Origin of the sequence: Pseudomonas sp. YeP6b, from assembly GCF_025642995.1 — a bacterium.
In the GTDB taxonomy this organism is placed as follows: domain Bacteria; phylum Pseudomonadota; class Gammaproteobacteria; order Pseudomonadales; family Pseudomonadaceae; genus Aquipseudomonas.
Map to the genome: position 1 here is coordinate 5,178,894 of NZ_CP080090.1, position 19,416 is coordinate 5,198,309.

A 19,416-nucleotide genomic window follows, 5' to 3' on the forward strand; every position below is an offset into this window, starting at 1 on the left:
CTACCGCCCCCCGCCGTTTGTGAAGGATCACATGAAGCGACTGCCTACTCGTCAGAAATTATTTCCGCGATTGCATATCCACCCAACCGCACCTATGATCTCCCAAAATGGGAGATTAAAGCGATGCGCATAATCGCTCTCTCTACCTTACGAATATTCTGGGAAAGCCACCCAGCTTATGGCGATGCCAAAACGCCGATGGTCGAGCTGTATCGTCATATGGAGAAAACCACTTACCAAACACCACAAGCCCTCAAGGCAGAGCTCAGAACCGCGAGTATTCTCAAAGGTGGCAGGGTGGTGTTCAACGTGGGTGGCAACAAGTATCGAGTGGTCATGGCAATCGATTATCAGCGACAGCTGGGGTTCATACGTTTTGCGGGAACCCATGTGCAATACGACCAGATCAACGCGGAGACCGTGTGATGAACATCAAACCTATTCATACCCAGGAAGACCTGACTGCGGCGCTCGCACGCGTCGAGCAGCTATGGGGCGCGCAAATCGGCTCGCCTGAGGGTGACGAGCTGGAAATACTCGCTGTCCTGATTGAGAAGTACGAGGCCGAGCACTATCCAATGCCGGCTTCGGACCCGGTGGAAGCGATTAAATTTCGCATGGAGCAATTAGGTATGACCGCCCGTGACCTTGAGCCCTTTATAGGTACAAGCGGGCGAGTGTCCGAAGTGCTGAATCACAAGCGCAAGTTGAGCTTGGCGATGATCAAGCGCCTGCATGAAGGTTTAAGTATTCCTTATGATCGGTTGCTGGCAGGGGTTTAGGCGGCGCCTGAGCTGGCCCCATCGCAGGCAAGCCAGCTCCCACATTTTGAACTGTGTGAACACGATCCCAAGGTGAGAGCTGGCTTGCCTGCGATAGGGCCATCAGTAGCACTGATGCTCTAAAGGCTCAACGCCCGATTCGACGCCTTGATGAACTCTTTCTTCAAGTCCTCAAACGTATGCACTGCCGGGAATTGTGGGAACTCGCGAATCACATTCTGCGGCGCATGGAACAAGATCCCACGGTCAGCTTCGCCGAGCATGGTGGTGTCGTTGTAGGAGTCGCCAGCGGCGATCACGCGGTAGTAGAGGGTCTTGAACGCCAGCACCGATTGGCGCTTCGGGTCTTTCTGGCGCAGTTGGTAGCTCACCACCCGATCGTTTTCATCGGTGATCAGGCGGTGACAGAGCAAGGTCGGAAAGCCCAGCTGGCGCATCAACGGTTGGGAGAACTCGTAGAAGGTGTCTGACAGGATCACCACCTGGAAGCGCTCGCGCAGCCAGTTGACGAACTCGATGGCGCCGTCCAGCGGCTTGAGGGTGGCGATCACTTCCTGAATGTCAGCGAGCTTCAGCCCGTGCTCATCGAGGATGCGCAGGCGCTGCTGCATCAGCACGTCGTAGTCGGGAATGTCGCGGGTGGTGGCCCGCAGGGATTCAATACCGGTTTTTTCGGCGAAGGCGATCCAGATTTCCGGAACCAGCACCCCTTCCAGGTCGAGACAGGCAATTTCCACAAGACACTCCCATTAGATGTTGTTAGTTGAGCGAGCAAAAGGACTGCCGAACTCTAGCGATTCAAGCTGGCCGCCGCAACGCAGGGCGGATTTTGATACCATCGCTCCCCTATAGAGCGCTCAGCGCCACTGACCTGTAGGAACCGTCCTGATGAACCAAGCCTTCGACGTCGCTGAACTCGCCGCGACTTATGCCAACAAATCCGCCCAGGACATTCTCAAGCTGGCGTTCAGCCAGTTCGGCGATGACCTGTGGATTTCCTTCAGCGGTGCCGAGGACGTGGTGCTGGTAGACATGGCTTGGAAGCTGAACAAGAACGTCAAGGTGTTCAGCCTCGACACGGGCCGCCTGCACCCGGAAACCTACCGGTTCATCGAGCAGGTGCGCGAGTTTTACAAGATCGACATCGAGCTGATTTCGCCGGACCAGAGCAAGCTGGAACCTTTCGTCAAGGAAAAGGGCCTGTTCAGTTTCTACAAGGACGGCCATGGCGAATGCTGTGGCGTGCGCAAGATCGAACCGCTGCGACGCAAACTGTCCGGCGTGAGCGCCTGGGCCACCGGCCAACGCCGTGACCAGAGCCCCGGCACCCGCAGCCAGGTGGCGGCATTGGAAATTGATACGGCGTTCTCCACGCCCGAGCGCACCCTGTACAAATTCAACCCGCTGGCGCAGATGACCAGCGAGGAAGTCTGGGGTTACATCCGCATGCTCGAGTTGCCGTACAACAGCTTGCATGAACGCGGGTTTATCAGCATCGGCTGCGAGCCCTGCACCCGCCCGGTATTGCCGAACCAGCACGAGCGTGAGGGCCGCTGGTGGTGGGAAGAAGCTACGCAGAAGGAATGCGGGTTGCACGCTGGGAATATCATCAGCAAGGCCTGAGATTGAGTGCAGTAAAAATGTGGGAGCGGGCTTGCCCGCGATGAGGGGGTGTCAGTCAATGAGGAGTTGGCTGATACACCGCTATCGCGGGCAAGCCCGCTCCCACATTTGCTTTGTGGTGGATGTAAATCTTGTACACATCAATGTAACCATCGGTGCCATTTATGTGTGCAATCCATGTTCTTTCGCACCAAAACGTAACACCCATCCCCGCATGCTTTTTGCCTTTTGAATAGAGCGCTTTTCCAGCGAAAAATAAATACCTGTTCAAACGGTCAATTTATATCGCTTTTAATTCAGTCAGTTATTTGAACAGCTAACAAAAAGGAAATTACTCACGGTTTTGATAGACCGAAAACTGGCACGCATGTGGCTTAAGGTGAAGCGCGTCTTGTATACAATAAATACAAAATATACATACACTTTGCCATCTGAGGCGCTGCCGAAGATGCGCCGGAGCCTGCCGGAATGCGTACACGCCTCTCGAATAACATCGCACTGGATCTGCCCTCCTCCGCCCTGAACCCCGAGCCGGCAAGCCCCGGCCCGCTGGTGCTCAGCCCGCGCCTGCACAACAAGGACCTGGCGCCCACCAAGACCGAAGGCCGACGTTGGGGGCGCTACAGCATCTTTGCGTTGTGGACCAACGACGTGCACAACATCGCCAACTATTCATTTGCCATCGGCCTGTATGCATTGGGGCTTGGCGGCTGGCAAATTCTGTTATCGCTGGGGATTGGCGCGGCGCTGGTGTACTTCTTCATGAACTTGTCGGGGTTTATGGGCCAGAAGACCGGGGTGCCATTCCCGGTGATCAGCCGCATCAGTTTCGGCATCCACGGCGCGCAGATTCCGGCGTTGATTCGCGCGGTGATTGCGATTGCCTGGTTTGGTATCCAGACCTACTTGGCCTCGGTGGTTTTTCGCGTGTTGTTGTCGGCGATTCATCCGGGGTTTGCCGAGTATGACCACAACTCGATCCTGGGTTTATCCACCTTGGGCTGGGCGTGTTTCGTGGCGATCTGGTTGGTGCAGTTGGCGATCCTGGCTTACGGCATGGAAATGGTGCGCCGCTATGAAGCGTTCGCCGGGCCGGTGATTCTAGTAACCGTCGCGTCGCTGGCCGGCTGGATGTACTTGCAGGTCGACGGCAACATTGCCTGGTCAATACGCGAGCCGCTGAGCGGCGGCGAGATGTGGCGCAATATCTTTGCCGGTGGCGCGTTGTGGCTGACCATCTACGGCACGCTGATCCTCAACTTTTGCGACTTCGCCCGCTCCTCGCCCTGCCGCAAGACCATCCTGGTCGGCAATTTCTGGGGCTTGCCGGTGAATATCCTGGTGTTTGCCGCAATTACCGTGCTGCTGTGCGGCGGGCAGTTCCAGCTCAATGGCCGGGTCATCGAAAGCCCGACCGAAATCATCGCGGCCATCCCCAACACCTTCTTCCTGGTGCTGGGCTGCCTGGCGTTCCTGATCGTCACCGTGGCGGTGAACATCATGGCCAACTTCGTTGCCCCGGCGTTTGTGCTGAGCAACCTGGCGCCCAAGTACCTGAACTTCCGTCGCGCCGGGTTGATCAGCGCCACCTTGGCGGTGCTGATCCTGCCGTGGAACCTCTACAACAGCCCGCTGGTGATCGTGTATTTCCTCTCCGGCCTGGGCGCACTGCTGGGGCCGTTGTACGGGGTGATCATGGTCGATTACTGGCTGATCCGTAAAAATCAGGTGGACGTGCTGCAGTTGTATAGCGAAGACCCGAAGGGAGTTTATTACTACAGCCGCGGCGTCAATTTACGCGCGGTGGCGGCGTTTGTGCCTGCGGCAGTGATCGCGATTCTGTTGGCGCTGCTGCCCGGCTTTGCCAGTGTGGCACCGTTTTCCTGGTTGTTTGGCGCCGGTATTGCTGGGCTGTTGTACCGGCTGATTGCCAAGCGCCAAGCGTTCTACGCCGATGTCAGCGGCGAAAGCATTGCAGTCGATAACGTCAGTCATTAATCAAGGACATTCCATGCGCATCCTCGTGGTCAACGTCAACACCACCGAATCCATCACCGAAACCATCGCCCAGCAGGCACGGGCCGTGGCCTCGCCGGGCACTGAGATCGTCGGGCTTACCCCGTACTTTGGCGCCGAGTCGGTGGAGGGCAATTTTGAAAGCTACCTGGCCGCTATCGCCGTGATGGATCGGGTGATGGCCTACGATCAGCCGTTTGATGCAGTGATCCAGGCCGGCTATGGCGAACATGGCCGTGAAGGTTTGCAGGAGTTATTGAGCGTGCCGGTGGTGGACATCACCGAAGCGGCGGCCAGCACCGCGATGTTTTTGGGCCATGCCTATTCGGTGGTGACCACGCTGGACCGCACCGTGCCGTTGATCGAAGACCGGCTGAAACTTGCCGGCCTGTATGAGCGCTGCGCCTCGGTGCGCGCCAGCGGCATGGCGGTGCTGGAGCTGGAAGAAGACCCGCTGGCGGCCATGGAAGCCATCGTGCGCCAGGCGCAATTGGCTATCCGTGAGGACAAGGCCGAGGTGATCTGCCTGGGCTGCGGCGGCATGGCCGGGCTGGATGAGCAGATTCGCCAGCGCACCGGCGTGCCGGTGGTGGATGGGGTGACGGCGGCGGTGACGATTGCTGAATCGCTGGTGCGGCTGGGGTTGTCGACGTCGAAGATCAGGACGTATGCGGCGCCGAGGCCGAAGAAGGTCATTGGTTGGCCCGGTATGTTCGGCAGGTAGACCGAGGCGTCTGCATCGCGGGCAAGCCCGGCTCCCACATGGGAACGCGGTCGGATGTGGGAGCCCGGCTCCCACATGGAATGCGGTCGGATGTGGGAGCCGGGTTCCCACATGGAAGTCGGTCGGATGTGGGAGCCGGGTTCCCACATGGAAGGCGGTCGGATGTGGGAGCCGGGTTCCCACATGGAAGTCGGTCGGATGTGGGAGCCCGGCTCCCACATGGGAAGGCGGTCGGATGTGGGAGCCGGGTTCCCACATGGAATGCGGTCGGATGTGGGAGCCGGGCTTGCCCGCGATGGCCGCGATTCGGTAGGCAGCCGTGATCAAATCGCGCTGAACCGTTGCCCCAGTTTCTGCTCGACAAACTGCTCGATGATGAACTCCACGAACGCGCGGGTCTTGCCGGGCAGCAGTTTGTGTTCGGCGTAGTAGAGAGAGATGCTGCCGTCGTCGACGTACCAGTCGGGCAACACCCGTACCAATGCGCCGCTGTCGAAGAACGGCATGGCCATCGGCATGCTCACCAGCGCGATACCCAGGCCTTGGGCGCTGGCGCAGCAGGCGGCTTCGGAATCGCTCATGGTCATGCGCGGCTTGAGCACCAGCGGGCGTTGTTCACGTTCCGGGCCGGTGAGCTGCCAGGTACGCACGCGGCCGGTTTGCGGAGAGCGGATCAGGATGCCCAGGCACCGCGATAAATCTTCGGGCGCGTGCACCGGCAGGCGTCGCGCCAAGTAATCCGGGGACGCCACCAACACCCGATGCGCGGGGGACAGCTTGCGCGCCACCACGCCTTGGGGCAGTTCAAAACCACCGCCGATGGCGGCATCGAAGCCTTGGCCGATCAGGTCGACCTGGCGATTATCGAAATGCCAGTCGGGGCTGATATCCGGAAAGCGCCGCATGAACTCCGCCAGCAACGGCACCACATAACGATTGCCGAACACCGTGCCCATGCTGACCTTGAGCGTGCCCACCGGCCGCCCTTCGGCGCTGGCAAGGTTAGCTACGGCATTCTGAATGGTGGTGAGGCTGGCGCTGACTTCTTCGAGGAACAGCTTGCCGGCTTCGGTCAGGGTCAGGCGTCGGGTGCTGCGTTGGAACAGGCGCACACCCAGGCGCGCTTCCAGCTTGGCGACGCTTTTACCCACCGCCGCCGGGGTCAGGCTAAGGTGCCGGGCGGCTTCGGCAAAGCTGCCGCCTTCGGCGCTGCGCACGAAACATTCGATACTGCCAAAGCTTTCCATATCAGCTCATTCTAAACTTTTGGTTTACACAGACTATAGCAATCACGGTCTACCGGGTTGGGTGGGTGAAGTCGATACTCGACCCATCAACTACTTGGAGATCGACATGACCACACACAACCTCACTGGCAAAGTCGCCTTGATCCAAGGCGGTTCCCGCGGCATTGGCGCTGCCATCGTCAAGCGCCTGGCCGCGCAAGGCGCAGCCGTCGCATTCACCTACGTCAGCTCGGCCGCAAAAGCCGAAGAGCTGCAGAACAGCGTGATCAGCGCCGGCGGCAAGGCCTTGGCGATCCAGGCCGACAGCGCGGATGCCACGGCGATCCGCAATGCGGTCAACGCCACCGTCGAAGCGTTTGGGCGCCTGGATATCCTGGTGAACAACGCCGGTGTGCTGGCCATCGCGCCACTGGAAGATTTCAAGCTGGAAGACTTCGACCAGACTCTGGCGATCAATGTGCGCAGTGTATTTATCGCCACTCAGGAAGCGGCCAAGCATATGGGTGAAGGTGGCCGAGTGATCAACATCGGCAGCACCAATGCCGAGCGCATGCCGTTTGGCGGGGGCGGGCCGTATGCGATGAGCAAGGCGGCGCTGGTGGGGTTGACCAAGGGCCTGGCACGGGACTTGGGGCCGCGCGGCATCACCATTAACAATGTGCAGCCTGGGCCGGTGGACACGGACATGAACCCGGCGAGCGGTGAGTTTGCCGAGACGTTGATCGGGTTGATGGCGGTGGGGCGTTATGGGCAGGTGGAGGAGATTGCGAGTTTTGTGGCTTATCTGGTAGGACCTGAGGCGGGGTATATCACTGGGGCCAGCTTGACCATTGATGGTGGCTTCAGCGCATAACCCAATGTGGGAGCTGGCTTGCCTGCGATGGCGCGCTTGAGGACGCTATCGCAGGCAAGCCAGCTCCCACATTTGTCAGGCCATGGGTGGCAAGCCATACGCGGCCAGGTCGAAGTCTGCGAGTTTGCGGATGATCTGGTCGGCGTGGTGGTATTTGCTGTCGGCCATGGCTTCATCGGGCACGGCGATGGCGGTCATGTTGGCGGCTTTTGCGGCGGTGATACCGAACGGCGAATCTTCGAACACCAGGCAGTCTTCTGGCGCAACGCCCAGGCGGCGTGCGGCGGTCAGGAAGATGTCCGGCGCAGGCTTGGCGGCACCGACTTCCGGGTCGTCAGCGGTGACGATGGTACCGAACAGGCCAAACCATTCGCGGTGCAATGTGGTCTTGTGGCCAAACGAGTTGCGCGACGAACTGGTGCCCACCGCAATCGGAATGTTATGCGCCTTCAAGTGCCGCACCAGCGCTTCGGCGCCGGGCATGCCCAGGGCCTTGGGGAAACGCTCGCTCATCAGCGGTTCGCGGATTTCCAGAAACTCAGCCGGCGTAATCGGCAGGTCCAGCGCCTTGACCACGTAGTCGGCCAAGTCCTGGGCCCCACGCCCGATGATGTGCTGCTTGATGCCCCAGTCATAGGTGCGGCCGTAGCGTTCGGCGATGATCTGCGTGACTTCGGTGTAGATGCCTTCGGTATCCAGCAACAACCCGTCCATATCAAAAATCACGGCCTTGATTGGACCGACTGCGGTACGCGGTGCATTCATCACAACAGAACCTTGGGGAAGGACTAAAAGGTTTCAGCACAATAACGGCCCAGGTTACCTGCAAGCAACCTTTGCGGCTCGGTATTGATAACCACACTGATCAACTACGCCAAAGCAGCGGTGGGCAAACGCGCGCGACAAAGGCGAGCGCCGAAGACGTTTACGAAGTAAAGCTTACATGCAGCAACAGCTTCGATCAGTGGGCCTCGGGAGACAGGCTAACGTTGGGAAGCACCTTACTGCGTGTATTTGCAAAAAAGCCCAAAAACACTTGTTAAAGCCTTATAAAAAAATAAGCCTTTCATGAGGCTTAAGCAGGAAAAACATGATCAGTGCGTCCCCCCACATACAGGTCATCAACGATCTGGAAGGCAAGCCTGCGTTTGTAGTTATTCCTTATGGGCAATATCTCGCACAGCAGGGCCGAAACCACCTTATTCCCTATCAAGTCGTCAGCCTGATTATCGATGGATTTACCCCCATCCGCGCCTGGCGCGAACACCTGAACTTGACCCAGGAAGACGTCGCCACACGCCTGGGCATTTCTCAATCCGCTTTCGCCCAACAAGAGGCAGTGAACAAACCTCGCCGGGCAACGCGGGAAAAGATAGCCAAAGCGTTTGGCATCAACGCCACTCAACTGGAGCTATAGCGTTACTCAAGCCAATCGGCGCCCTCATTATCGCTGCCCACGCGTTAAAATCAGCGGGAACCACTTGGCGCCTGACGCCTGCCAACCTTAAAAGCGAACCCACACATGCTCTATCGCGTAGCCGCCGACAGCCTGGTGCTGTTTCACCTGTGTTTCATCCTGTTCGTGCTGTTCGGCGGATTGCTGGCGCTCAAATGGCGGCCGGTCATGTGGCTGCACGTGCCCGCTGCAGCCTGGGGTGTGGCCGTGGAAGTGTTCCACCTGCCCTGCCCGCTGACCCGCTGGGAAAACCTGCTGCGTCACCTCGCAGGGCAAGACGGTTATGGCGGCGGGTTTATCGAGCATTACATCCTCACGCTGATCTACCCGGCTGGGCTGACCCCGAACATTCAATTGGCACTTGGGGCGCTGGTGTTGCTGATCAACATCGCGGTGTATGTGCGCTTGATCAGGCGGGCGTAGGCAGGCAGCCCAGGTCGGCCAATGTAGCTTCTACCGCCTGATCCAGTGGTGTGTGGGGCTCACGGCCCAAGGTGTCCACCAGGCGCTGGTTATCCAGGCGCAACGGGGTTTGCCACAGGTAGCGCATTTCCTGCATCTCGTGGACGGTCACGACAAAGGGCGCTATCAATTTCATCAGCCACCACGGGAAACGACCTACGCGGGGCTGATGGCCAGACCTACGCAACACCACCCGCTGGATCGCCTGAACCATCTGCGCGCCATCCACGTCCTCATGCCCCGCCATATGAAAGCGCGCAAACGCCTCAAGGGTCGCCCGGCGCTCAATCAACTCGACCATCGTGCGCGCCACATCCGGCAGGTACGCCCATTGATGCAACACACCGGGCGCGCCTGGGTAGCTGATGGCGTGCACGGGTTTGCCGGGTTTGACCAAACCTTGGGCGAACCAGTTGTTGGCCACCCTGGCGCCAAAAAAGTCCCCCGCCCGCACGATCAACACCCGCGCGCCCTGCCGAGAAGCCTGCTCTAAACGCTGCTCCAGTTGCACACGGATCGCGCCCTTGCGGGTCTGAGGGTGTTGCGGCGAGCCCTCGTGCAACACAGGAAATGCATCCGGCCCGAAGTTGTAGACCGTGCCGGGCAACAGGATGGTTGCGCCTTCGGCGATGGCCGCCGCAATCGTGTTGTCGATCATCGGCATCACCAGTTCGGCCCAATTGCGATAGCCCGGCGGGTTGACGGCATGCACGATCACCTCACAGCCACGGGCGGCGGCGAGCACTTCCTGACGATTGAGCGCATCGCCCTTGAGCCAGGACAACGCCGCATTCTCACGGCGAGCCTTGTCCACATTCCGGGTCAGTGCACACACCTCCCAGCCTGCCGCGCTCAACTGCCGGGCCACTTCGCCGCCAATCCCGCCGGTTGCACCCAATACCAGAACCTTGCTCATGACCTTCTCCCACGTTGTTGGTGAGGCCATTTTGTGTGCGGCACTGCTATAGATAAATTACCGAAGAGCATCCAGCCGCTATACATTTATGCATGGCAACGAATATTGGTTGGGAGCTTTACCGGTCGTTCCTCGGCGTACTCAAGGAAGGATCGTTGTCGGGGGCCGCACGCCAGCTCGGCATCACACAGCCTACGGTCGGTCGGCATATTGCTGCGCTGGAAACGTCGCTGGGCGTGGTGCTGTTCACCCGTTCGCCGCAAGGCTTGCTGCCCACCGCCGTCGCCCACACTTTGCGCGCCCATGCCGAAACCATGGAGCGCACCGCCGCCGCCCTGGAACGCGCGGCTTCCGCCCAAGGCGATGAAGTGCGCGGTGTAGTGCGGGTCTCCGCCAGTGAAGTCGTCGGTGTGGAAGTGCTGCCGCCGATCATCACCGCACTGCGCCGCCAACACCCGCACCTGCGGGTTGAACTGATCCTGACCAACCGCCTGATCGACCTGCTGCAACTGGAAGCCGACATCGCCGTGCGCATGGTCCGGCCCAGCCAGGAGCAACTGCTGGCGCGGCGTGTCGGCTTGATTGAAGTGGGCCTGCATGCCCGCGATGATTACCTGCAACAGCATGGCATGCCGCTTCAGATGCAGGACCTGGTTAACCATTCGGTGATCGGCTTCGACCAGGAAAGCGCTTTCATCCGCAGCCTGGCCATCAAGGGCTTTGAACGCAGCGCCTTCGCCATCAGCAGCGACAGCGACCTGGCGCAACTGGCGCTGATCCGCGCCGGTGCCGGTATCGGCGGCTGCCAGGTGCAACTGGCTAAGCAGAACCCGCGCCTGCACCGGGTATTGCCGGACGGTTTTGCGTTCAAGATGGACACCTGGGTCACCATGCACGAAGACCTGCGCAACAGCCCGCGCTGCCGCGTGACCTTTGATGCGCTGGTGGCAGGTTTGCAGCGTTACGTACAGGCTTGAGACAGCTTCGCTGGTGAAGAATCAGACTCCCTCAGCCCCTTCATAGACGCCCCCATGTCCGAAGCCTTCGAAGTCCCCAGCCCCCACGAAAAACACATCGAACACACCACCGAACATGCGCACGGGCGCGGTGACAATTTCGCCAGTCGTATCGCCGTGATGACCGCCCTGATGGCCACCCTTGGCGCCATGCTCAGCTACCAGGCCGGCTCCACCGAAAGCGAAGCGGCGATGGACAAGAACAACGCCGCCATCAGCAAGACCGAAGCCGCCAACCAGTGGAATTACTACCAGGCCAAATCCAGCCGACAAAACCTGGCTGAACTGGCCACCCACATTCCCGGCGTGGATGCCGCGCATTACAAGGATGAGATCGAGCGTTACAAGGGCCAGAAGGAAGAAGTGCGCAAACAGGCCGAGAGGCTTGAGGCCACCTCCAAGGAGTGGGATCAGAAATCCGAGGAAGCCCTGCACCAGCACCACCGCTGGGCCCAGGCGATGACCGCGATTCAGATCGCGATTTCGTTGGCCGCAATTACGTTACTCACGCGCAAGGAATGGCTCAAACGCATGTCCTACACCGCCGGCACCGTCGCAGTGGCCCTAGGCAGCCTAGCCTGGCTGCACCTCTAACTGACCGAACGCGGTCAAAAATGTGTGAGCAGGCCTGTTGTGGCGAGCGGGCTTGCCACAACAAGCCAGCTCCCACATGTGCTCTTCGGTGTTTTCAACGTTGGGCTCTGCCATCACATCGCTATATAGTAAAACGCCTAACGTCCAGCACAGCCCCTCTCAAGGAATACCCATGGAACACTCCACCCAATTCCCCGTGCTGTTATTTTCCTACGGCACCCTGCAGGACAAAGCCGTGCAACTCGCCAACTTCGGCCGCGAATTAGTCGGCCAGCACGACGCGATGCTCGGCTACTCGCAAAGCTGGGTAGAAATCACCGACCCCGAAGTGCTGGCCACCAGCGGCAAGACCCACCACCCGATTGTCGCGCCGACTGAGGAAAAAGCCGCCAGTGTTGAAGGCATGGTCTTTCAGATCAACGAGCAGGAACTGGCGGCGGCGGATGCGTATGAAGTGTCGGACTACAAGCGCGTGTCAGTGGCGTTGGCTTCGGGCCTGACGGCTTGGGTGTACGTGCAGGCTTGAAGATGAAACTTGCAGGTAATTTATTTCAATCTGCCAGTACGGCGATTAGAGTGGCGCCCCTTCGAGAATTGGATCTCGATTTTTGCCCATGGAGTTACCCAGTGAAGTACGTCAGTAAAGTGGTTGCAGCAGCTGTTCTCGGTTTAGCGCTCGCAGGCTGCACCGGCACCGCCATCAAATCCCCGCAGTACGACAGCAGCCAATACACCGTTTTGGGTCACAGTGAAGGCAGCGCCACCGGCGTTATGTTGCTCGGCATCATCCCGATCGGTCAGAACAGCCGCTTCGTGCGCGCCCAGGATGCGGCCATCAAGGCCAAAGGCGGCGACGCGCTGATCAACACCCAAGTGCAGGAAAAATGGTTCTGGGCCTGGGTACTGAATGGTTACACCACCAAGATCTCGGGTGATGTGATCAAGCTGAAAAACGCGCAGTAAGTAGGAAGTTGTCAGGGCGCTGACCCTGGCAAGCGACGTATCATGGGCCTGACTTCCGAGGACGGCCCATGAACCTCAGCATTGTTTACGCACTCGCCGCAGCCGCCCTTTTCGGCGCCAGCACCCCGCTCGCCAAAAGCCTCGGCCTGGGCCTCTCGCCCGTGTTGCTCGCCGGCCTGCTCTACCTCGGTAGCGGCATCGGCCTTGCCACTGTGCGCCTTATTCGTGATCGCGGCTGGAAACCCACCGGGCTGACGCAATCTGAATGGCCGTGGCTGATCGGCGCCATCGCGTTCGGCGGCATCCTCGGGCCGGTTGCATTGATGTTCGGCCTGACCCGCACCGCAGGCGCGACCGCCTCCCTGATGCTCAACCTTGAATCGGTGCTGACCGCCGTTATCGCCTGGCTGGTGTTCAGAGAAAACGCCGACCGGCGCATCGTCCTTGGGATGATCTCGATAGTAGTGGGCGGCGTGGTGCTGTCATGGTCCGACGGCGGCGGCGTAAGCCACGACTGGATCGGCCCGGTTGCCGTGGCAGTGGCCTGTTTGTGCTGGGGGATTGATAACAACCTGACGCGCAAAGTGTCTGCGTCGGACGCGCTGTTTATCGCTGGCGCCAAAGGGTTGATTGCCGGGGCGGTGAATTGCAGTTTGGCGCTGTACCTCGGGGCGCAGATGCCGGGCGCGGCGCAGCTCGCGCCTATCTTGCTGGTGGGTTTTTTGGGGTATGGCATCAGCCTGGTCATGTTTGTGCTGGCGCTGCGTGGGCTGGGCAGTGCGCGCACCGGGGCGTACTTCTCGACGGCGCCGTTCCTCGGCGCTGCGGTGGCCTTGCTGGCCTTCGGGGAGTCAGTGACGCTGGCGTTCTGGATTGCATCGGCGTTAATGGCCGTGGGCGTGTGGCTGCACCTGACGGAGCGGCATGCCCATGAGCATCTGCATGAGGCGACGGAACACGGGCACCGGCATGTGCATGATGAGCATCATCAGCATGAGCATGGGTTTGAGTGGGACCCGGCGCAGCCGCATAGTCATGTGCATGTTCATAGTGTGATGCGGCATAGCCATGCGCATTTTCCAGATGTGCATCATCGGCATAGGCATTGAGGGCGACAGAGCGTCGCTCGTATTACACAGTTCGGATTATTTCCCTATAAAAAGCCAGCTGATACACATCACGGTAAGGGATATGAAACTAATCAGTGTCGGTATGACCATCCAGTACTTGAGATGTCGTGGGATTTTTTCAACGTCCTCAACCCGTACTAAACGCCTCCATTGAAATATTTTTGGAATAAGAATGATGATACCCATAGCAACCAGCCGCTGAGGCCTTCCATCAAAGGGAGCATGACGAATAATATCCCTGTGCACAGCGATGTAAGCGCTGCCCTCCACATAGCGCTCTGCTGCGTCGAGCTTTTTGAACATGGCACAAAAAAAGAGCGGGAAGCTTAATATCATGACGACCCCAGCGCACATGCCGATATATTCAAAGACCATTTAAGCCCTCACAGCCCTATAGAGAAATTTCCCTGTGCCTTCTCCCAAGGCGCTTCCGATCTTACCTCCAGCAAGTCCGCCTGCGGCACCGCCGACAATGGCACATGCCAACGCTCCGGCACCTGCTGTGGGTACGCCAAAAACAATCATGCAGGCGGCGACACCGATAGGAGCACCAAACACCCCGCCCGCGGATGCACCACCAACCCCCAGCACCAATTTACCCCCTTCAACATACTTCGCCTGCATACACTCTTGCTCACGCCCAGTGGAACACGCCTCCGATAACTCCAACGCCGTCGCCCCAACATCCAGCGCTATACCAATGTAAGTCCCCGTCTTCAACACCTGCGAAGCCTTGGCTAATCGCTTGACCCGCTCCTCATACCCCCGAATTTCTCCATGCTGCCAGTAGCTTTTACTGGAAATCCCCAGCATCTTTTTAATCGAACCTTGGTTTCTCAACCCCGTACCAAAGCGCGCCATCCCCGAGAGTTGGCTATCCAACCTCGCAAACAGCGCTCTACGCTTAACCAGAAACTCCTCCCGCGCCCCCGTGGTGCCCTTTCTCAAGTACTGCTGATGAAAATCCTCGATTTCCATAAGGGTCTTCTCCACTTGCGCCAAGTGCTTGCTCCAAGCACTGCTGGCACTGCCGATACCAACGGACGAATAGGACAAGATGGCCTGCAACTGATCATAGTTTTTGATCAGGAACTGGTCGGTTGCGGAGTATGCCAACAGGGCGAGTTTTATATTCAGCGCCGAACGCATCAGCTGCGCCTCTTCAGCGGTGCAAGCGGCAGTTCGGCTATCCCCGATGATCACCAACTGCCCAGGCAACACCAGCGTGTTACGGATGTGCTGGTTGAGGGTGTCGAATTTGGTCTGTGTATGCGGATCAAGCGCCAGGCTTAGTTTGAGCAGCGGATAAGGCTGCGGTCGTTCATTGATAAATGCGTAGGGTCCCTGCATGCGTGCACCTCCAAGTGACTGAGGCGCACGACTATAAGAAGGCGCCATAGCGGAGGTAAGACGCGTACAGGGGTGGTTTTGACGTTTCAGAAAGAGACTACTTCAATCGAGGCGCATGCCTACGATTTCAGGTTCCGGCTGACCACCTCCCCCCCATCATTCAAGGGAATTGCGTGGATCTGAGCGAGATTGTTCAAATCTGTTACTCAAGTTATGGAGAATCTTGCACTACGTAGTGAAATAAGTAGTGATGTGGTTGTGCTCAGTGACTTTGCCCTGCTGTGTTCAATTCCCCTGCGAGACGGTTGCGACTTGCTGGATGTCATAGCGCGGCGGATGGATATGCCGCGCGCATGATCTAAGAACACCACGTTTTCAAACCAAAGAAATCACAAAACCCCTGGCCTCTCCCGAAACCAGGGGTTTTGTTTGTCTCGCATTTGATGCCACAGCACCCGCTTTAGAATTCAACGGCTCGTCTATACACTAGCCTGCGTACACCTGCTAGGGCCTGCCCTCGATTCAGACCTGACTCATACAACAAGACCCTATAAAAATGAAAGCAGTGTTCATCGCCACGCTGGGAATGTTATCGCTAATCCATACACCCCTGTCCTTCGCGGACAGTGCCAATGGGAAAAACCTGTTCTTACACCGGTGTGCCATGTGCCACGGGGCAGATCTCAAGGGAACAGGACCACTCGCGAATAAGAGCAACCCTCCTACACCTAACCTGACAACACCTGTTTTCAAGAAACGACTCAATGATTATCCGGGCGTTATTGTATCGTCGGTAATACTCCGCCCCAATGGAGACTTGATTCCAAGAACGTTGCGAGAGAACGGCGTGAAGGTACCGCCGCACGCTTGGACGATTAACGATCTGCGCGATTTAAATCAATACATGATGGGTGTAATTTCGAAAAGTCGATGATATTAAAATAAGAGAGGGGACAGCAATCTCAACACCAACAATTTCACTGTGAGTGACAGGTCCTTTAGAGGTTAAATAAATCTGCCCCCATTCTTTCCATACCAATACTAAAAATAGTGAGGGAGCATAACCCCCTCACTCACCAAGAAACTTATACAGCAGCGTCAACCAACTCCGTAACGAAATCGAACACAAAATCCAAACCAATATCCGCCCAATCTACACCCCACCCCTGACCTGGCTCAAGTGCCCATTTCGCAACGATTGGAAAGGTCGGATCAAGATTATACTCCGATAAAGTTTTACCCGCGCTGGTGAGTGCCATTTTTTGTGCCGCAGGTATTTTAGCCACGGTATTTTCGGCAACCGCCGCCCACAGTAAGTTCTTAAAGTGACGCGAGTCCATATCGCCTTTTCGGATCGTCCGATCAATATACTCAACCGCTGAAAAATTGGTATACGTTAATCTCGTAATACTTCTAAACAAACGATTGGGTGAGTCAGGACCCCCCCCTTGGAATCCGACCCCGAGATTGAACCCCCCTTTATAATAAGACAACAACATTCTCGCAACATCATCTACACCATGACTATTAACATCAACATTCACATAACACGTTCGATAATTATCCATACCAAAAAAATTGTAAACTTTAAATTTTACATTATTTTTACTTTGTGGCAAAACTGAAAACCCATCACGTTTAATACGCCCCAAAAATAAAGGATTAAAATAACTGTCCTCCCCCATAAGAATCCATCCCGCCCCCACATCGTGGGGACACTCAGCCCAGCCTTCTCGAAAACTATACTCGTCATAAGATATTCTGGTATCCGGAGGTTTCGCATCCGACTGCATTACCTTTAACACTGTGAACACCGGTTCACCCCGAACACTTTCAGAAAAAACTGAATACGCCCAATTCTTCATAACGCCTCCACGAAAAAATCAAAAACAGAGACAACAACGTACACACCTAAAAAAAAACATATACCTGTCAAAATTAACAGTAGGCAATACGTATTCGGAATAAGCTTTATTCCAATTCAAAAACCATGAGCGGGTGAATAGTGTAAAGCTATCGCTGCACGCCTGAACAATGGACCCGAAAAGGCAGAAAAGGCAGAAAAGGCAGAAAAGGCGACAGATACATTTAATTCGCCAAAAATACGAAGATTAAGTCAATCCGCCCCCGTTCTCCTTGTATCGACACATTTCTGTCTTTCCAGAATGGCAGTTAATGGCCAAAAACTGAGTGTCGGAAGCGCTTAGAAAATCCGGGACTATTCAGTGAGTAGCACGCCGATGATCTGAGGAAAGCTGTGCTGTTGATTTAAAAGTAAGGGATCCATGATCCCCACATTCAAAGATCAGAGTTGATCGCCGATGCTGTCCTCCCGATTCTTTTCAGGAGCCAGCATCCTATGATGCGTCCCGACGCCAAAGTCGAAAAAGTCTACCTCTACCCCAAGCCCGTAGACTTCCGAAAATCCATTGACGGCCTCGCCGCTCTCGTCGAACTGGATATTAAAGTGGCGGTATTCGACCCCGTTCTTTTTGTTTTTCTGAATCGCCACCGCACCCGAGTGAAAATCCTTTATTGGGAGCGCAACGGCTTCTGCCTTTGGCTCAAACGCCTTGAATCCGAACGGTTCAAAACCTCTCCAGAGGCCACCGATGAGGCTATCGTATTGAGCGTCCAGGAATTGAACTGGTTGCTCGACGGCTTTGACCTCTGGCGCAACCGTCCGCATCAGGTTGTGACTCCAAGATTTGTCGCCTGACAGGTATAATCCGCGGCATGATTTCCCTGCCCGATCAACTGCCTGATGACCCTGCTGCGCTCAAGCAATTGCTTGCCTATATGCAGTCCAAGGTCGCTGTTCTCGAAGAAGAGAACGCGCTGCTTCGTCAGCGTCTATTCGGGCGCAAGTCTGAGCAAAGTGCTGATTCGACGACACCACAACTGGTGCTGTTTGACGAAGCAGAAAATGTTGCTGCACACGCCACCGACGACACCGAAGAGGACGTTGTCGGCCCGGCGAAACGCCGTGGCAAACGCAAGCCTCTGTCCGCTGACCTGCCGCGCATCGAAGTCATCCATGACCTGCCCGAACACGAACTGACCTGTGCCTGCGGTTGCCGCAAGCATGCCATCGGCGAAGAAACCAGCGAGCAGCTGGATATCGTGCCGATGCAGATCCGGGTGATCAAACATATCCGCAAGGTTTACGGCTGCCGTGGCTGCGAAACGGCCCCGGTCACCGCCGACAAACCGTCTCAGTTGATTGAAAAGAGCATGGCCAGCCCGAGCGTGTTGGCGATGTTGCTGACGACCAAGTACGTCGATGGCCTACCCCTGCATCGATTCGAAAAAGTCCTTGGCCGTCACGGCATCGATATCCCGCGCCAGACCTTGGCGCGCTGGGTGATCCAGTGCAGCGAGCATTTCCAGCCACTGCTGAACCTGATGCGTGATCGATTACTGGAAAGTCCGGTGATCCATTGCGATGAAACCCGCGTCCAGGTACTCAAGGAACCGGATCGAGACCCGACCAGCCAATCCTGGATGTGGGTACAAGCCAGCGGCCCGCCGTATCGCAAAGTCGTATTGTTTGATTACACCTCCAGCCGAGCGCAGGATGTGCCATTGCGTCTGCTGGAAAGTTATCGCGGTTACGTGATGACTGATGATTACGCGGGTTACAACGCATTGGCGTTGCAACCGGGTGTGGAGCGGCTGGCGTGTATGGCTCATGCGCGGCGCAAGTTCGTGGACGCACAAAAAGTGCAGCCAAAGGGCAAGACTGGGCGTGCCGATATCGCGCTGGCGATGATCAATAAGCTTTACGGCGTCGAGCGTGATCTCAAGGACGTCAGCGATGAACAGCGGTTCACCGGTCGTCAGGAAAAGAGCCTGCCGATCCTGGGCCAACTGAAAAGCTGGGTGGATAAAACCCAATCCCAAGTGACGCCGCAAAGTGCGCTGGGCAAGGCAGTTAATTATCTGGCGAACAACTGGAGTCGGCTGGAGCGTTACGTTGAGGCTGGTTTTTTACCGATCGACAACAACGCGGCAGAGCGCGCAATAAAGCCGTTTGTTATTGGACGCAAGGCTTGGCTGTTCAGCGACACACCCAAAGGGGCGAGCGCCAGTGCGCAGATCTATAGTTTGGTCGAGACCGCGAAGATCAACGGCCAAGAGCCCTATACGTGGCTGCGCCACGTACTGGAGCGGCTACCGCATGTGTCGACGGTAGAAGACTACGAAGCGTTGTTACCATGGAACTGCTCACCGGAAATGCCACGGTAAACGAACAACCCATCTTGCGGTAGGTGTCCTTCATGG

General features: G+C 57.1%; 23 protein-coding genes and 1 pseudogene. 17 read left to right on the forward strand and 7 right to left on the reverse strand.

The window, feature by feature from the left end:
• Positions 1–123 precede the first annotated feature (123 nt).
• Positions 124–426: a type II toxin-antitoxin system HigB family toxin gene (locus KZH41_RS23245; protein ID WP_094950310.1), complete on the forward strand. Its 303-nt coding sequence runs from the start codon at positions 124–126 to the stop codon at positions 424–426.
• Positions 426–782 carry a helix-turn-helix domain-containing protein gene (locus tag KZH41_RS23250; RefSeq protein WP_094950311.1) on the forward strand — a complete coding sequence of 119 codons (357 nt, stop codon included), beginning with the start codon at positions 426–428 and terminating at the stop codon, positions 780–782. Before KZH41_RS23245 ends, KZH41_RS23250 begins: the two co-directional genes overlap by 1 nt.
• 119 nt (positions 783–901) lie before the next feature.
• Here KZH41_RS23250 and thrH read toward each other — a convergent pair whose 3' ends face one another.
• Positions 902–1,519: a bifunctional phosphoserine phosphatase/homoserine phosphotransferase ThrH gene (gene thrH / locus KZH41_RS23255; RefSeq protein WP_094950312.1), complete on the reverse strand. Its 618-nt coding sequence runs from the start codon at positions 1,517–1,519 to the stop codon at positions 902–904.
• Between the two features lie 151 nt (positions 1,520–1,670).
• Between thrH and KZH41_RS23260 the strand changes: the two genes are divergently transcribed.
• The 3 genes from KZH41_RS23260 (at position 1,671) to KZH41_RS23270 (ending at position 5,145) form a co-directional block, all read left to right on the forward strand.
• Positions 1,671–2,405: a phosphoadenylyl-sulfate reductase gene (locus KZH41_RS23260; protein WP_003214958.1), complete on the forward strand. Its 735-nt coding sequence runs from the start codon at positions 1,671–1,673 to the stop codon at positions 2,403–2,405.
• 468 nt (positions 2,406–2,873) lie between these two features.
• A complete protein-coding gene (locus KZH41_RS23265) occupies positions 2,874–4,403 on the forward strand; it encodes an NCS1 family nucleobase:cation symporter-1 (RefSeq protein WP_094950313.1) in 1,530 nt (509 codons plus the stop codon).
• Positions 4,404–4,416: 13 nt separating this feature from the next.
• Positions 4,417–5,145 carry an aspartate/glutamate racemase family protein gene (locus tag KZH41_RS23270; RefSeq protein WP_094950314.1) on the forward strand — a complete coding sequence of 243 codons (729 nt, stop codon included), beginning with the start codon at positions 4,417–4,419 and terminating at the stop codon, positions 5,143–5,145.
• Between the two features lie 323 nt (positions 5,146–5,468).
• Here the strand turns inward: KZH41_RS23270 and KZH41_RS23275 are convergent, their stop codons facing one another.
• Positions 5,469–6,392 carry a LysR family transcriptional regulator gene (locus KZH41_RS23275; RefSeq protein ID WP_094950315.1) on the reverse strand — a complete coding sequence of 308 codons (924 nt, stop codon included), beginning with the start codon at positions 6,390–6,392 and terminating at the stop codon, positions 5,469–5,471.
• 106 nt (positions 6,393–6,498) lie between these two features.
• On the opposite strand from KZH41_RS23275, the gene KZH41_RS23280 reads away from it, so the two are divergent.
• Positions 6,499–7,245, forward strand: coding sequence for a 3-oxoacyl-ACP reductase family protein (locus tag KZH41_RS23280; RefSeq protein WP_094950316.1), 747 nt, complete (start codon positions 6,499–6,501; stop codon positions 7,243–7,245).
• A gap of 75 nt (positions 7,246–7,320) precedes the next feature.
• On the opposite strand, the gene KZH41_RS23285 is transcribed toward KZH41_RS23280, so the two are convergent.
• Positions 7,321–8,010, reverse strand: a complete 690-nt coding sequence (locus KZH41_RS23285; RefSeq protein ID WP_263273803.1) for an HAD-IA family hydrolase — start codon at positions 8,008–8,010, stop codon at positions 7,321–7,323.
• 325 nt (positions 8,011–8,335) lie between these two features.
• On the opposite strand from KZH41_RS23285, the gene KZH41_RS23290 reads away from it, so the two are divergent.
• Positions 8,336–8,662: a helix-turn-helix domain-containing protein gene (locus KZH41_RS23290; protein ID WP_094950318.1), complete on the forward strand. Its 327-nt coding sequence runs from the start codon at positions 8,336–8,338 to the stop codon at positions 8,660–8,662.
• Positions 8,663–8,767: 105 nt separating this feature from the next.
• Entirely contained in the window at positions 8,768–9,124 is a 357-nt protein-coding gene (locus KZH41_RS23295) for a DUF2784 domain-containing protein (RefSeq protein WP_094950319.1), read from the forward strand.
• Here the strand turns inward: KZH41_RS23295 and KZH41_RS23300 are convergent.
• Positions 9,111–10,079, reverse strand: a complete 969-nt coding sequence (locus KZH41_RS23300) for an NAD(P)H-binding protein (protein ID WP_094950320.1) — start codon at positions 10,077–10,079, stop codon at positions 9,111–9,113. The two genes, KZH41_RS23295 and KZH41_RS23300, sit on opposite strands and share 14 nt — an antisense overlap.
• 92 nt (positions 10,080–10,171) lie before the next feature.
• Here KZH41_RS23300 and KZH41_RS23305 point away from each other — a divergent pair, with 92 nt between their 5' ends.
• The 5 genes from KZH41_RS23305 (at position 10,172) to KZH41_RS23325 (ending at position 13,761) form a co-directional block, all read left to right on the forward strand.
• Positions 10,172–11,056 (forward strand): LysR family transcriptional regulator, encoded by an 885-nt coding sequence (locus KZH41_RS23305; RefSeq protein ID WP_094950321.1) that lies wholly within the window; start codon positions 10,172–10,174, stop codon positions 11,054–11,056.
• A 54-nt stretch (positions 11,057–11,110) separates the two neighbouring features.
• Positions 11,111–11,689, forward strand: coding sequence for a DUF4337 domain-containing protein (locus KZH41_RS23310; protein WP_094950322.1), 579 nt, complete (start codon positions 11,111–11,113; stop codon positions 11,687–11,689).
• Between the two features lie 172 nt (positions 11,690–11,861).
• Positions 11,862–12,215, forward strand: coding sequence for a gamma-glutamylcyclotransferase family protein (locus KZH41_RS23315; protein WP_094950323.1), 354 nt, complete (start codon positions 11,862–11,864; stop codon positions 12,213–12,215).
• Between the two features lie 101 nt (positions 12,216–12,316).
• Entirely contained in the window at positions 12,317–12,652 is a 336-nt protein-coding gene (locus KZH41_RS23320; RefSeq protein WP_263273804.1) for a hypothetical protein, read from the forward strand.
• A gap of 68 nt (positions 12,653–12,720) precedes the next feature.
• Positions 12,721–13,761 (forward strand): DMT family transporter, encoded by a 1,041-nt coding sequence (locus KZH41_RS23325; RefSeq protein ID WP_263273805.1) that lies wholly within the window; start codon positions 12,721–12,723, stop codon positions 13,759–13,761.
• Positions 13,762–13,797: 36 nt separating this feature from the next.
• On the opposite strand, the gene KZH41_RS23330 is transcribed toward KZH41_RS23325, so the two are convergent.
• Positions 13,798–14,157 (reverse strand): hypothetical protein, encoded by a 360-nt coding sequence (locus KZH41_RS23330; RefSeq protein WP_263273806.1) that lies wholly within the window; start codon positions 14,155–14,157, stop codon positions 13,798–13,800.
• Complete coding sequence (locus KZH41_RS23335; RefSeq protein WP_263273807.1) at positions 14,158–15,132, reverse strand: hypothetical protein; 975 nt, start codon at positions 15,130–15,132, stop codon at positions 14,158–14,160.
• A 195-nt stretch (positions 15,133–15,327) separates the two neighbouring features.
• Here KZH41_RS23335 and KZH41_RS23340 point away from each other — a divergent pair.
• Positions 15,328–15,489: pseudogene (locus KZH41_RS23340) on the forward strand (short-chain dehydrogenase); the annotation flags it as partial.
• Between the two features lie 199 nt (positions 15,490–15,688).
• Entirely contained in the window at positions 15,689–16,066 is a 378-nt protein-coding gene (locus KZH41_RS23345; protein ID WP_094950328.1) for a c-type cytochrome, read from the forward strand.
• Positions 16,067–16,217: 151 nt separating this feature from the next.
• Here the strand turns inward: KZH41_RS23345 and KZH41_RS23350 are convergent, their stop codons facing one another.
• The gene (locus tag KZH41_RS23350) at positions 16,218–16,997 is read right to left on the reverse strand and encodes a hypothetical protein (protein ID WP_263273808.1); all 780 of its coding nucleotides are present in this window, start codon (positions 16,995–16,997) and stop codon (positions 16,218–16,220) included.
• Between the two features lie 494 nt (positions 16,998–17,491).
• Between KZH41_RS23350 and tnpB the strand changes: the two genes are divergently transcribed.
• Complete coding sequence (gene tnpB / locus KZH41_RS23355) at positions 17,492–17,851, forward strand: IS66 family insertion sequence element accessory protein TnpB (protein ID WP_242151908.1); 360 nt, start codon at positions 17,492–17,494, stop codon at positions 17,849–17,851.
• Between the two features lie 17 nt (positions 17,852–17,868).
• On the forward strand, positions 17,869–19,380 hold the full coding sequence (gene tnpC, locus KZH41_RS23360) for an IS66 family transposase (protein WP_263273809.1): 1,512 nt from the start codon (positions 17,869–17,871) through the stop codon (positions 19,378–19,380).
• The last annotated feature ends 36 nt before the right edge of the window (positions 19,381–19,416 follow it).